General features: G+C 71.2%; 13 protein-coding genes. 3 read left to right on the forward strand and 10 right to left on the reverse strand.

The window, feature by feature from the left end; genetic code table 11:
- Window positions 1–45 precede the first annotated feature (45 nt).
- From TSH58p_RS28155 to TSH58p_RS28200, 10 genes are all read right to left on the reverse strand, one after another.
- A complete protein-coding gene (locus tag TSH58p_RS28155) occupies window positions 46–1,494 on the reverse strand; it encodes a S41 family peptidase (protein ID WP_109068869.1) in 1,449 nt (482 codons plus the stop codon).
- Window positions 1,495–1,811: 317 nt separating this feature from the next.
- Complete coding sequence (locus TSH58p_RS28160; RefSeq protein WP_109068868.1) at window positions 1,812–2,534, reverse strand: sugar transferase; 723 nt, start codon at window positions 2,532–2,534, stop codon at window positions 1,812–1,814.
- 174 nt (window positions 2,535–2,708) lie between these two features.
- Window positions 2,709–3,755, reverse strand: coding sequence for a hydrogenase expression/formation protein HypE (hypE, locus tag TSH58p_RS28165; protein WP_109068941.1), 1,047 nt, complete (start codon window positions 3,753–3,755; stop codon window positions 2,709–2,711).
- Window positions 3,756–3,771: 16 nt separating this feature from the next.
- On the reverse strand, window positions 3,772–4,002 hold the full coding sequence (locus tag TSH58p_RS28170) for a HypC/HybG/HupF family hydrogenase formation chaperone (RefSeq protein WP_109068867.1): 231 nt from the start codon (window positions 4,000–4,002) through the stop codon (window positions 3,772–3,774).
- Window positions 3,975–6,242, reverse strand: coding sequence for a carbamoyltransferase HypF (hypF, locus tag TSH58p_RS28175; protein ID WP_109068866.1), 2,268 nt, complete (start codon window positions 6,240–6,242; stop codon window positions 3,975–3,977). Before hypF ends, TSH58p_RS28170 begins: the two co-directional genes overlap by 28 nt.
- Window positions 6,239–7,153 (reverse strand): hydrogenase nickel incorporation protein HypB, encoded by a 915-nt coding sequence (gene hypB, locus TSH58p_RS28180; RefSeq protein WP_109068865.1) that lies wholly within the window; start codon window positions 7,151–7,153, stop codon window positions 6,239–6,241. Before hypB ends, hypF begins: the two co-directional genes overlap by 4 nt.
- Window positions 7,153–7,494: a hydrogenase maturation nickel metallochaperone HypA gene (gene hypA / locus TSH58p_RS28185; protein WP_109068864.1), complete on the reverse strand. Its 342-nt coding sequence runs from the start codon at window positions 7,492–7,494 to the stop codon at window positions 7,153–7,155. The genes hypB and hypA overlap by 1 nt, the downstream gene beginning before the upstream one ends.
- Before the next feature lie 3 nt (window positions 7,495–7,497).
- Window positions 7,498–8,667 (reverse strand): nickel-dependent hydrogenase large subunit, encoded by a 1,170-nt coding sequence (locus TSH58p_RS28190; protein WP_109068863.1) that lies wholly within the window; start codon window positions 8,665–8,667, stop codon window positions 7,498–7,500.
- Window positions 8,664–9,368, reverse strand: a complete 705-nt coding sequence (hybE, locus tag TSH58p_RS28195; RefSeq protein WP_109068862.1) for a [NiFe]-hydrogenase assembly chaperone HybE — start codon at window positions 9,366–9,368, stop codon at window positions 8,664–8,666. Before hybE ends, TSH58p_RS28190 begins: the two co-directional genes overlap by 4 nt.
- Window positions 9,365–9,637, reverse strand: coding sequence for a HypC/HybG/HupF family hydrogenase formation chaperone (locus TSH58p_RS28200; protein WP_094304823.1), 273 nt, complete (start codon window positions 9,635–9,637; stop codon window positions 9,365–9,367). Before TSH58p_RS28200 ends, hybE begins: the two co-directional genes overlap by 4 nt.
- A gap of 236 nt (window positions 9,638–9,873) precedes the next feature.
- On the opposite strand from TSH58p_RS28200, the gene TSH58p_RS28210 reads away from it, so the two are divergent.
- The 3 genes from TSH58p_RS28210 (at window position 9,874) to TSH58p_RS28220 (ending at window position 12,856) form a co-directional block, all read left to right on the forward strand.
- Complete coding sequence (locus tag TSH58p_RS28210) at window positions 9,874–10,476, forward strand: HupE/UreJ family protein (protein WP_109068861.1); 603 nt, start codon at window positions 9,874–9,876, stop codon at window positions 10,474–10,476.
- 195 nt (window positions 10,477–10,671) lie between these two features.
- Window positions 10,672–11,673: an MBL fold metallo-hydrolase gene (locus tag TSH58p_RS28215; RefSeq protein ID WP_109068860.1), complete on the forward strand. Its 1,002-nt coding sequence runs from the start codon at window positions 10,672–10,674 to the stop codon at window positions 11,671–11,673.
- A 178-nt stretch (window positions 11,674–11,851) separates the two neighbouring features.
- Window positions 11,852–12,856: an MBL fold metallo-hydrolase gene (locus TSH58p_RS28220; RefSeq protein ID WP_109068859.1), complete on the forward strand. Its 1,005-nt coding sequence runs from the start codon at window positions 11,852–11,854 to the stop codon at window positions 12,854–12,856.
- Window positions 12,857–12,892: the final 36 nt, after the last annotated feature.

Consider the following 12,892-nt stretch of genomic DNA (forward strand, 5'->3'; position numbering starts at 1 on the left):
TCCCGTCTTCGATCCCGTCTTTGATCTCGTGGGGGGGGGCGGCTTTTACGGCCGCCCGATCAGCGTGCCCATCAGGCGGGTGCGGATGGCGGCGACGGCGCAGTCCAGCGGACGGTCGGCGTCCGGCTTCGACGGGGCGGCGGCCACGTCCGGGCACAGATCCTCGATCCGCCAGGCGCGCGGCGGCGGCGGCGGGGTGGCGTGCGGGTCGCAGGTCGCCGGGTCGGGGTGGGTTTCCTCGCTGTTGTCGTTGGCCGGCTTGATCTCCAGGTTCGGCGACACGCCGAAGCAGTCGACCAGCCCGCCGGACGGGCGGAAGTAGCGCGCCGTGGTCAGACGGATGCCGATGTCGCCGGACAGCGACGAGATGGTCTGCACCGACCCCTTGCCGTAGCTGCGCGTGCCGAACAGCAGCGCCCGGCTGTGGTCCTGCAGGGCGCCCGCCACGATCTCCGACGCTGAGGCTGACCCGCTGTTGATCAGCAGGACGATGGGCAGGCCGGCCAGCAGATCGCCCGGCGTGCCGGTGTAGCGGCGGTTCTCGTCGGGATCGCGGCCGCGCACCGACACGATGTCCACCGCCTCCAGGAAGCGGTCGGCGACGTTCACCGCCTGATCGAGCAGGCCGCCGGGGTTGTTGCGCAGGTCGAGCACCGCACCGGCGAGACGCCCGTGGGCCTGCCGACGCATGTCCTCCACCGCGTCGTCCAGCGCGTGCGAGGTCTGCTGGTTGAAGGCGGCGATGCGGATGTAGGCGACGTCACCCTCCAGCCGGTAGCGGACGGGCTGGATCTTCACGATCGCGCGGGTCAGCGACACGCGGAACGGCGCGTCGGGGCCGCCGTTGCCGCTGGTCCCGCCGTTGCGGCGCATGGTCAGGGCGACGGAGGTGCCGACCGGGCCGCGCATGCGCGCCACCGCGTCGCGCAGGTTCATGCCCTTGACCTGAGCCTCGTCGATGCGGGCGATCAGGTCGCCGGTGCGCAGGCCGGCGCGGGCGGCGGGCGAGCCGTCGATGGGCGACACGACGCGGATCAGGCCGCTGTCCTCGTCCATCGTCACCTCGATGCCCAGCCCGCCGAACTCGCCCTGGGTCTGCTCCCGCATGTAGCGGAAATGCTCGGAGTCGAGGAAGGCCGAATAAGGGTCGAGGGAGGTGAGCATGGCGTCCAGGGCCGCCTCGGTCAGCACCCGGTCGGTGGCCCCCGGCTCCTCCTTCTTCTTCTTCTGGAGGCCGGCGACGGCCTTTTCGACCAGGGCCTGCGGGGTGCCCGGCTTCACATGTTCGGCCAGCACGCGGCGCAGGACGTCGGAAAAGAGGAGATAGTTGCGGTCCGCCGGGGAGGGGAGGGAGGAGGTGCCCTTGGCCTTCGCGAATTCCTGCCGGTAATGGTCCAGCGCGATGCTGGTGTCCGCGCGGGATGCGGGCACCACCGCGCAGGCGGGTCCCATCGCCACCATCAGCAGCAACAGCGCCGCCAGCAGTTTCGCCATCCTGCGCCCCTCTTGACAGGCCGGCCCGGCCGGCGGAATCAAAGCCATCAACGCGACTGCAAGCCTTATTGTACCAGGGGTTTCGCCTGCCGGACGTCGAAGGCCGGTCCATATGTGCGTTCGTACGGCGGAACACGGCCATCCGGCCGGACCCGCCGGTCGTCCATCCGCAACCTAGCACGTTGACCGGGCAATCTCAAATCCTGCCCCCTGGTGCCGCGGGGCCCGTCGCCTCGCGCAGGATAGGATATATGTCTCCACCCGCCGCGCCGCCACTCTCCGGGCGGGGGAGGGCGGCGGCGCGGGGATTCTACGCCTTAATAGGCACCTTTTCCGCTGAGCATCACGCCGACCGTGCGCAGCAGGATGCGGATGTCGCCCCACAGGCTCCAGCCCAGCAGATAGGCGGTGTCGAGCTGGACGCGCTGGCCATAATCCACGTCGTTGCGTCCGCTGACCTGCCACAGCCCGGTCAGTCCGGGGCGGCAGCGCGTGTAGAAGGGGAAGCAGACGTGATAGCGCGCGACCTCCTCCTGCACGATGGGGCGCGGGCCGACCAGGCTCATGTCGCCCGTCAGGACGTTGAAGAGCTGCGGCAGCTCGTCCAGGCTGGTGCGGCGCAGGAAGCGGCCGATCCAGGTGATGCGGGGATCGTTGCGCAGCTTGCGCGTGGCCTCCCACTCCGCACGGGCCTCCGGGTCGGATTCGATCAGCTTCTCGAAGACCTCCGGCGCGTTGACCACCATGGAGCGGAATTTCCAGCAGGTGAAGTCGCGTCCCTCGGTCCCGATGCGCCGGTGACCGAACACCGCCGGGCCACCGTCCAGCGTGATGAGCAGCCCGACGATCAGCATCAGCGGTCCGAAGAACAGGATCAGCCCGACCGCACCCACGAGGTCGAAGGCCCGTTTCACCCGGTTGCGGTGCAGCGGTTCCATGGCCGGCAAGCGCGCGACCAGGTCCGCGGCGGACGCCGTGCCGGCAAGCGTCGCCGGCTCCAGCGGTGCAGCACCCAACTGGATGGACTGCGGAATACCCATCGATCCCCCGTACTCACAATTCGGCTGGCGGAAACACGACCGCCTTCCGGGGGAGGCAACGCGTGAGGCGCGTCCGGGGTCCCCCGGCCGGGATGATCCGCCGCAGTTCCATCGCGGTACGCCGAACGGCGGCGCTGGAGCCGACGGGGTGCCTCTTTCGACAAAAGCGGAGGCTCAGCAGATGCGGGGAAGCTGCTCGCCGGACAGCCAATCGACGATGCGCTTGCCGCCGAAGCGCGTTTCCATCTGCACGAAGCGATGGGAGTCCTCGACCACCGTGCCGATGACCGCGGCCTCGCTTCCCAACGGATGGGCGCGCATGGCCGCCAGCAGGCGCTCCGTGTCCTCCGCCGCGCAGATGGCGATCAGCTTGCCCTCGTTGGCGACATAAAGCGGGTCGAGCCCCAGGAGTTCGCAGGCTGCCGCGACCTCCGCCTTCAGCGGGATGTCGGCCTCGCGCAGCAGCATGCCGACTCCCGACTGGTGGGCGATCTCGTTCAGCGTCGTCGCCAGACCGCCGCGGGTCGGGTCGCGCAGCACATGCACGTCCGGCACCGCCGCGACCATGCCGGCGACCAGCCCGTGCAGCGCCGCGCTGTCCGACCGGATGTCCGTCTCGAAGCTCAGATTCTCGCGGGTGGACATGATGGCGACGCCATGGTCGCCCAGGGTGCCGCTGACCAGGATCGCGTCGCCGGGCCGCGCCCGCTCGCCGGACGGGGCGACGCCGGGGGGCACCACGCCGATGCCGGTGGTGGTGATGAAGACGCCGTCGCCCTTGCCGCGCTCCACCACCTTGGTGTCGCCGGTGACGATGGACACCCCGGCCTCCCGCGCCGCTTCGGCCATGCTGTCGACCAGCCGCTTCAGGTCGGCCAGCGGGAAGCCTTCCTCAAGGATGAAGCCGGCGGTCAGGTAGAGCGGCACCGCCCCGGCCATGGCGACGTCGTTCACCGTGCCATGCACGGCCAGCGACCCGATGTCGCCGCCGGGAAAGAACAGCGGGGAGACGACGAAGCCGTCGGTCGTCACCACCATGCGCCCGGCGGGCGGGTCGAAGGCCGCCTGATCGTTGCCCTGGTCGAGCAGCGGGTTGGCGAAGGCAGCGGCGAACAGCTCCCGCACGAGCTGGGCCATGGCCTTGCCGCCCGATCCATGGCTCATGTCCACGGTGCCGCGGGCGAGGTCGAGCTTACGGGTGAAGAGGCGGCGGTCGGTCATGGCGGGGTCCATAAAATCAGGCGGCGGTCGGCACGGTGCCGGTCTCGGCGAGCAGGGCGAGTGTTCGCTCCGCCTCCTCCGGATCGAGCTTGGACAGGGCGTAGCCGACATGGACGATCACATAGTCGTCCACCGCCACCCCCTCGACCAGCGCCAGGGAGCAGGCGACCTTCACCCCGCCCAGGCTGACCGTGGCGCGGTCGTCCTCCAGAAGCTCGATCACGCGGGCGGGGACGGCGAGGCACATGGGGGCGGTCCTTCCTGAAGCAAACTCTGCATGGCGACCCAGGCCTGTCCCAGGCCGAGCCCGCCGTCGTTGGCCGGCGCTTGGCGCGGCAGCAGCGCGGTGACGCCGCGCGCCGCAAAGCCGGTGGTCAGCCCCTCCGCCAGAACGGCGTTCATCAGGCAGCCGCCGGACAGGGCGATGCGGTCGAGGCCGCGCGCCGCCAGCTCCGGCATGGCCCAAGCGACCAGCGCCGCGACCAGGGTGCCATGGAACCGGTCCGCCCCCTCCTGCGCATTGATCTGCAACAAACTTTCCAGCAGAGGGGTGAGGTCCAGCACGCCGCCGTCGATCCGCCAGCCGCCCTCCAGCACCGTGGGGCGGCGGACCAGCGATTCCAGGGCCATCGGCGCCTCGCCTTCGAAGCCGGCGACGGCACGAATTCCCAGCAGGCCGCAGGCGGCGTCGAACCAGCGTCCGCAGGAGCTGGTGGGCGGCGCGTTGATGCCCGCCTCGATCATCCGCCGCACGCCGTCGGCCGGGCCGCAGGCGGCGAAGCGCCCGGCGATCTCCGCGCCGCGCCCCATGCGGGCCAGCGCCGCCGCCGCCATGCGCCAGGGCTGGCGCGCCGCCACGTCGCCGCCCGGCTGGGCCAGCGGCGCCAGATGGCCGAGGCGGGTGAAGCGGGCGCACTCCACCAACAGCATCTCCCCGCCCCAGGACCCGCCGTCCGCCCCCAGCCCGAAGCCGTCCAGCGCCAATCCAAGAGCCGGACCGTCCACGCCATGCTCGGCCAGCACCGCGGCGATGTGGGCGTGGTGATGCTGCACCGGCAGCGTCGGCAGGCCGAGCGATTCGGCGAAGCGGGTGCTCTGGAAGTCGGGGTGGAGGTCGTGGGCGACGGCCACCGGCTCCACCGCCAGGATGCCGCGCAGATGGGCGACGCTCTCCTCCAGGAAATCCAGGGTCGCCGCGTTGTCGAGGTCGCCGATGTGCTGGCTGAGGAAGGCTTCATTGCCGCGGGTCAGGCAGACGGTGGCCTTCAGATGCCCGCCGACCGCCAGCACCGACGGTCCGGGGCGCGGCAGGCGGATGGGGGCCGGAACATGGCCGCGCCCCCGCCGCAGGACAGCCGGCGCGCCCGCCACCACCCGCATCACGCTGTCGTCGGCGCGGATCAGGATGTCGCGGTCATGGTCGACGATCAGGTCGGCGATGCCCGCCAGCCGTCGCCGGGCCTCGGCGTTGCCGATGGCGAGCGGTTCGCCGCCGGGGTTGGCGGAGGTCATGACCAGGGCGAGGTCCTGCGGCCGCTCCAGCCACGCCGTGCCGTCGGGCCGTCCGGCCGCCTCGTGGAACAGCAGATGATGGATCGGCGTGTAGGGCAGCATGATCCCCAGCCAGGCGAGGCCGGGGGCGATGGAATCGGGAAGCGTCGTGGCGCCGTCCCGCCGCCGCAACAGCACCACCGGCCGCGCCACCCCTTCCAACAATGCCCGTTCCGCCGCTCCGACCTCCACGAACCGTTCCGTGGAGGCAATGTTGGCGACCATCAGGGCGAAGGGCTTGCCGTTGCGTTGCTTGCGCGCGCGCAGCCGCTCCACCGCCGCCGCGTCGAACGCGTCGCAGGCGAGATGGAAGCCGCCCAGCCCCTTGATCGCGACGATCCGTCCGCCGCGCAGCGCGGCCAGCACCTCGTCGATGGAATGGGACAGGCGCGGGCCGCAGGCCGGGCAGGCGGTCGGCTGGGCGTGGAAGCGGCGGTCGGCGGGGTCGGCGTATTCGGCGGCGCAGTCCGGGCAGAGGGGGAAGCCCGCCATGGCGGTCTGCGGCCGGTCGTAGGGCAGGCCGCGCGTGATGGTGAAGCGCGGCCCGCAATGGGTGCAGTTGAGGAACGGATAGCGGTAGCGCCGGTCCGTCGGGTCGAACAGTTCGGCCAGACAGGCCGGGCAGACGGCGGCGTCGGGAGCAATCCCGGTGCTGACCGCGCCGCGCCGCGAGGCACGGATGGCGAAGCCCATCTCGCCGGACTGGACGGGAATCTCGACCGTCTCAATCGCGTCGATCCGCGCCAACGGCGGGGCTTCTTCCGTCAGCGCGGCCAGAAGGCGTTCCGCGGCGTCGCCTTGAATTTCCGCCAGCACGCCGTCCCCGTCGTTTAGCACCCAGCCGGTCAGGGCGAAGCGGTGCGCCAGCCCATGCAGGAAGGGCCGGAAGCCGACCCCCTGCACCTGCCCACGGACCCGGATGCGCCGTCGCTTCACCGCGCGGCGACCGCCTTTGCAAGCCCCTCTTCGATCCAGCCGTACCAGTCCTCCAGCCCCTGGCCGCCGGTGGCGGAGACCTCGATCACGCGGAGGTCGGGCTTCAACTGGCGGGCGTAGGCGATCATGCGCGCCACGTCGAAGGTCAGGTGCGGCAGAAGATCGACCTTGTTGACCAGAAGCAGGTCGGCGCCGGCGAACATCGCCGGGTATTTCAGCGGCTTGTCCTCCCCTTCCGTCACCGAGAGCACGACGACCTTGTGCGCCTCGCCGAGGTCGAAGCCGGCCGGGCAGACGAGGTTGCCGACATTCTCGATGAACAGGACGCTGCCCGTCTCCACCGGCAGGCGTCCCACCGCCTGGGTGACCATCTGGGCGTCGAGATGGCAACCCTTGCCGGTGTTGACCTGGATGGCCGGCGTGCCGGTGGCGCGGATGCGGTCGGCGTCGAAGGAGGTCTGCTGGTCGCCCTCGATCACCGCCATCGGGAAGCGGCCCTTCAGGTCGGTCAGCGTGCGGGTCAGCAGGGTCGTCTTGCCCGAACCGGGGCTGGACATCAGGTTCAGCACGAACACGCCCTTGGCCGCGAACAGCTGGCGGTTCACCGCGGCGAAGCTGTCGTTCTTGGCGAGGATGTCCTGTTCGATGGCGACCAGTCGGGTCTGCGACAGGCCCGGCACCTCGGTCCCCGCCGGGCCGCGGCCGAGGTCGATGGTGCCGTGGTCGTGGCCATGATCGTGGTCGTCGCCGTGCGTGTGCCGGTAGACCTTGCCGTCCGGGCCGACATGCTCGTGGCTGTGGTGTTCATGATCATGGTGGTGATGGTCATGACCATGCTGGTGATGATGGCCGTGCGCGTGGCCGGCTTCGATTTTCGTTTCGCCTTCGGCGCAGCCGCAGACCGTGCACATCACTCCACCTCCAGTTCCTTGACGCGCATTTCCTCGCCACCGGTCACCACGAGCTGGTGGCCGCCGCATTCCGGGCAGGGGTCCGACCGCTCGGGGAGCGGGACCGGCTTCTCGCAGGACAGGCAGAAGGCCTGACCCGGCGGGCGTTCGATGTCCAGAACGGCGCCCTCCGCGATGGTGCCGCGGCTGACCGCGTCGAAGCCGAAGGCGATGGCCTGCGGTTCGACGTGGGACAGGGTGCCGATGACCAGCCGCACCATTTTCACCCTCGTGAATCCCTGGGCCGCGGCCTGATCGCGGATCACGTCGATGATGCCCTGGCTGAGCGCCAGCTCGTGCATGGGTCAGTCCTCGTCCTGAATCGTGATGGTGGAGGCCACGCAGGGGTCGAGCGCCGCCACCAGGAGACCCGCGCGCTCGGCCAGAGCGTCATCGGCTGCAGCGCCGGCCAAGCCCTGGGCCAGCGGCCCGTCCACGGCGAAGTTCCATTCGGTCGGCGCCACGATGCGGCAATCGGTGATGCGGCCATCCTCCAGACGCAGCCAGTGGGCGAGGCGACCGCGGGCCGTTTCGACGGCGCCGCTCCCCGCGCCGTGCCGGGCGGTGCCATTGTCCGGAGCCGGTTCGGCATCCTCCAGGCGGTTCGACCACTCTGTCAGACGCTCCGCCAGTCCGGCCAATTCGACAAGCCGGGCGGCGGCGTGGGCGGCGAGGCCGGAGCCGTGCCGGGCCAGCAACGCGGCGACCAGCGGATGCGCGCTCTGGCGGGCCAGCGGTCCGGTGTGGGCCGGGGCGCCGTCCTGCCGGGGGCTCTCGGAAAACGCCACGTCGGCGGACAGCCGCACGCCGAACCATCCTGCCGGATGCGGTTCCAGTGCCGCCACGCCGCAGGCACCGAAGCCCGCCATGTCCGGCGCCAGGATGCGGCGCATCAGCCGCGCCGCGGACGTCCCGCCCGCACCGGCCCAGCGCTCAAGCTCCGCCATGCCGGCGGGGGGAGGGGCGGCGAAGACGGCGCGTTCCAGCCCGTCGCGCAGGGCCGCGATGGCGGTGGTCAGGGCGGCGCGGTCGGGCCGCAGGGCGCCGCCGCCGGGACGCAGCCCGTCGCGGGCCGGGTAAAGCGCGGGACGGATCGCCGCCGCCGCGGCGCGCAGACCGGCCAGTTCCCTGGGCTGCGGCGCCTCGCCCAGCCGCGCCGGCCAGTCGATCAGAACCTGCCAGGCGTGGTTCGTCGCGGCTTCCGCGTCGGCCAGCAGGGCGCGGGCGGCAGCGTGAGGCCGGGCGTCGAGGCCGAGCGCTCCCTCCAAAGCCTCCGCCGCAGCCAGCGACTGGGCGGTGCCGCACAGGCTGAACAGCAGCGGCACGAGGCGCATCGCCTCGTCGGGCGTGCGTCCGCACAGGGCGCGGGCGGCGGAGGGGCGGCGGACCTGCACCGACACGGCGCGCAACCGCCCGGCAGCGGTTTCCAGCCGCACCGCCACGCTGCCTTCCAGCCCGGCGCCCGTCCCGCTCATCGGCGCGCTCTTCCGAACAGGGAGCGGCGGGACAGGGCGGGCTTCGCCGCCTCCGCATCGCTTGCCGGCGACGGTTCGGTCAGTGGCGCCGGTTGCTGCGGTTCCCGCATCAGATGGTCGAGCGCCAGCGCGGCGGCGGCGCGGGCGTCCGGCTGATCGGTGAACACGTTCATCGCCGAGGCGAGCGGGATCACCGCCAAGGTCCCCAGAACGCCCACCCGCGCCGCGGTGAAGCGGTAGGCGCCGGAGGGCAGGGCGATGTCCACCTTGTCGCCGTCGCGCCGGTCCGCCCACGAGGCGGGATCGCGCGGGATCAGCACGGCGTTCAGGAACCAGGGGGCGATGACGCAGCCGATCCAGCCCGGCCCGTGGGGGCGGAACCCCAGCGCCTCCACCGCCAGGGCGGCGTTGCAGATGGGAACGCCGGCCATGTCGCGCTCCGCGATCAGGCGGTAGCTGGCGGTCAGGGCGGCGACGCGCGCGTCCATGGGATCGCCGTCCGGCGGTGCGACGACGGTGAAGCCATGCTGCGGGCCGCCGCAACCCGGACAGCGCCAATAGTCCGGCAGGCCGCCGAAGGGCGTTCCCGGCGGCACCTCCCGTCCCGGATCGCCCGCCGCGGGGTCGTAGACCGCGCCGCAAGCCCCGCAGGACGGGCGCGCGTCGGCAGCGAAACCCGCCTCGGGGGCGCCGGGGATCACGCGTCCACCTTTCCCATGAGGTCGGCGAACAGGTGGTCCACGTTCTCCCCCTGCGCGGCCAGCAGGATGGCGTCGAGCGCGCGGTTCAGCGGCTCCACCTCATCCACCTCCAGCGGGCGGACGGCGCGGTCGAGATGGACCAGCACCCAGCCGCCTTCCGGGACCTCCTCGATCAGCATGACGTTGACGCGCCGCTCCTCGCCGCGGCCGGCGCAGCGCGCGGTGAAGCCGTCGGTCTCCAGGACCTGCATCGGAATGCCGAGACACATGCGCGCGCCCTCACGCGGGGAAGCCAACTCATCGGATTGCTGTCCGTTCAACTGCGGCATCTTGACCGGGGGTTGAATCCGCACATTGATGTGCGTCAAACATGCGGTCCGACGTAATTTCATGGCGCTCCGCCATTTCCAATCGGAACGGTTCTGCTAAAGTGGCGACCGCTTCGCGCGCGATGGGGTAGGGGTCGGTCGTGCGCCGTTCAACGATACAGCAGGGGTTTTCACGGATGAAACGTTTCGCTCTCGCGTCGGCCACCGCGGCGGCGGCCCTGGCCGCGCTGCCCAACGCGGCGCTCGCCCACACCTTCGGCGCCCACGACGCCGGGCTCGTCCATGGCTTCCTGCACCCGGTCGGCGGCTGGGATCACCTGCTGGCCATGGTCGCCGTCGGCCTGTGGGCCGCGCAGCGCGGCGGCAAGGCCCTGTGGGCGCTGCCGGTGGCCTTTGTCGGCGCGATGATCGGCGGCGGCCTGCTGGGTCTGGCCGGCATCGACCTGCCGCAGGTCGAGCTTGGCATCGTCCTGTCCGTGGTCGCCCTGGGCGCCCTGATCGCCCTGCAGTCCCGCCTGCCGCTGCTGGCTTCCGCCGGCGTGGTCGCCCTGTTCGCCGTGTTCCACGGCCACGCCCACGGTGCCGAGATGCCGGAGGCGGCGGAGCCGCTGCTCTACGGCCTGGGCTTCGCCCTGTCGACCGCGCTGCTGCACGGTGCCGGCATCGGCGCCGCCCTGTCGCTGCGCCGTCTGGTGGAAGGCCGCAAGGGCGCCCTGGCGCTGCGCGGCACGGGCGCCGTGGTCGGTCTGGCCGGCGTGGCGCTGCTCGCGCTGGGCTGATCGCCGGAAGCGCGATAGGGACGGGCGGCAAGAAGCCCGGCAGGAAGGAAGGCCCGGCGAAGCGATTCGCCGGGCCTTTTCATTGTCCCGAAAACTTTACGAGGACGCCCTTCCTTTCCAGTGGGCACCCTTCGCATGTTCCTATATTTGGTTGCTATCCCTGACCGAATCCCAATCAAGAGTCGTGTTCTGCCGATGACGCCAACCTTCCCCACCCTGCGCAAAGCCCTGCTCACCCTGGCCGTTGCCCTTCCGGCCGGTGCCGTCCTGGCCCCCGCGGTGCCGGCGCTGGCGGAGCTGCCGGGCCAGCAGCGGACCCAGGCGCCGGGCTTCTACCGCATGGCCATCGGCGATCTCGAGGTGACGGCGCTGTTCGACGGCTTCATCGACCGCGACCGCAAGTATTTCGTCGGCGCCAAGGCCGACGACATCATCGGCCTGCTCGACCGCATGTTCCAGGCGGAGCGGCCGGAAATCCAGACGGCGGTGAACGCCTATCTGGTGCACACCGGCACGAATCTGGTCCTGGTGGACGCTGGGGCGGCCAAGGCGTTGGGGCCGACGCTCGGCTTCATCGCCGACAACATCCGCGCCGCCGGCTACAGCCCGGAACAGGTCGACACCGTGCTGATGACCCATCTGCACCCGGACCACGCCAGCGGCCTGCTGCGCCCGGACGGCGCCATCCTGTTCCCCAACGCCGAGGTCCGGGTCGCCAAGGCCGAATCCGATTTCTGGCTGGGCGGGGAGGCCGAGGCGAAGGCGCCGGCGCCGCTCAAGCCCTTCTTCGCCATGGCCCGCGCCGCGGTGGCCCCCTACGCGGCGGCGGGCAAGCTGAAGCCCTACCAGCCCGGCGACAGCATCGTGCCGGGCGTGGAGCCGGTGGCGGCCTACGGCCACACGCCGGGTCACAGCGGTTACCTGTTCCGCTCGAAGGAGCAGAGCATCCTGCTGTGGGGCGACGTGGTGCACAGCCACGCCCTCCAGTTCGCCCGTCCGGAGGTCGTCATCGAGTTCGACGTGGACAAGGATCAGACCATCGCCTCGCGCAAGAGGCTGCTGGCCGAGGCGGCGGCGCAGAAGCTGTGGGTCGGCGGCGCGCATCTGCCGTTTCCGGGCATCGGCCATGTCCGGACCGAAGGGGATGGCTACGCCTGGGTTCCCGTGGAGTTCGGCCCGATCCGCAACGACCGCTGAGCGGCCCGATTCGGTGTCCCGGCTTGGCGGCTCTTCCGCCAAGCCGATCCCGAGTCCTTGTCGGTCACGAATTTCAGCAATGAATTCAAATCTTTGATGCGGCGGCCCCGGGACGCTTCCCCGGCGCGTCGGGGACCGCCATGCTGGGCGCCGACCGTCCTGAAGGGGAACCACGCCGATGACACCGCCAATCTTCGCCTCTCTGCGCAACGCCCTGCTCGCCCTGGCCGTCGCCCTTCCCGTCGGCGCCACCCTGGTTCCGGCGGCGCCGGCCCTGGCGGAGGTGCCCGGCCAGCAGCGGACCCAGGCGCCGGGCTTCTACCGCATGGCCATCGGCGACTTCGAGGTCACCGCGCTGTATGACGGCTTCATCGACCTCGACCGCAAGATCCTCAGCGGCGCCAGCGCCGACGACATCCAGAGCCTGCTCGCCCGGATGTTCCTGGCCGACACGCCGGGCGTCCAGACGGCGGTGAACGCCTTCCTGGTGCACACCGGCGCGAATCTCGTCCTGGTGGACACCGGGACGGCCAAGGCCTTCGGTCCGGCGCTGGGCTTCATCGCCGACAACATCCGCGCCGCCGGCTACAGCCCGGAGCAGGTCGACACGGTGCTGCTGACCCACCTGCACCCGGACCACGCCAACGGCCTGCTGCGTCCGGACGGCGCCATGCTGTTCCCCAACGCCACGGTCCATGTCGCCAAGGCCGACGCCGATTTCTGGCTGAGCGAGGAGGTGGCGGCCAAGGCCCCGGCGGACAGCCAGCCCTTCTTCGCCATGGCCCGCGCGGCGGTGGCGCCCTACGCGGCGGCGGGCAAGCTGAAGCCCTATCAGCCCGGCGACAGCCTGGTTCCCGGCGTGGAATCGGTGGCGGCCTACGGCCACACGCCCGGCCACAGCGGCTATCTGTTCACGTCGGGGGAGCGCAGCATCCTGATGTGGGGCGACGTGGTGCACAGCCACTCCGTGCAGTTCGCCCGTCCGGAGGTCGTCATCGAGTTCGACGCCGACAAGGATCAGGCCATCGCTTCCCGCAAGAAGCTCTTCGCCGACGCCGCGGCGCAGAAGCTGTGGGTGGCCGGCGCCCATCTGCCCTTCCCCGGCATCGGCCATGTCCGCACCGAAGGCAAGGGGTACGCCTGGGTGCCGGTGGAGTTCGGGCCGATCCGTGCCGACCGCTGATGGGCCGACCGCTGATGGGCCGACCGCTGACGGTCA

This window comes from Azospirillum sp. TSH58, from assembly GCF_003119115.1.
In the GTDB taxonomy this organism is placed as follows: domain Bacteria; phylum Pseudomonadota; class Alphaproteobacteria; order Azospirillales; family Azospirillaceae; genus Azospirillum.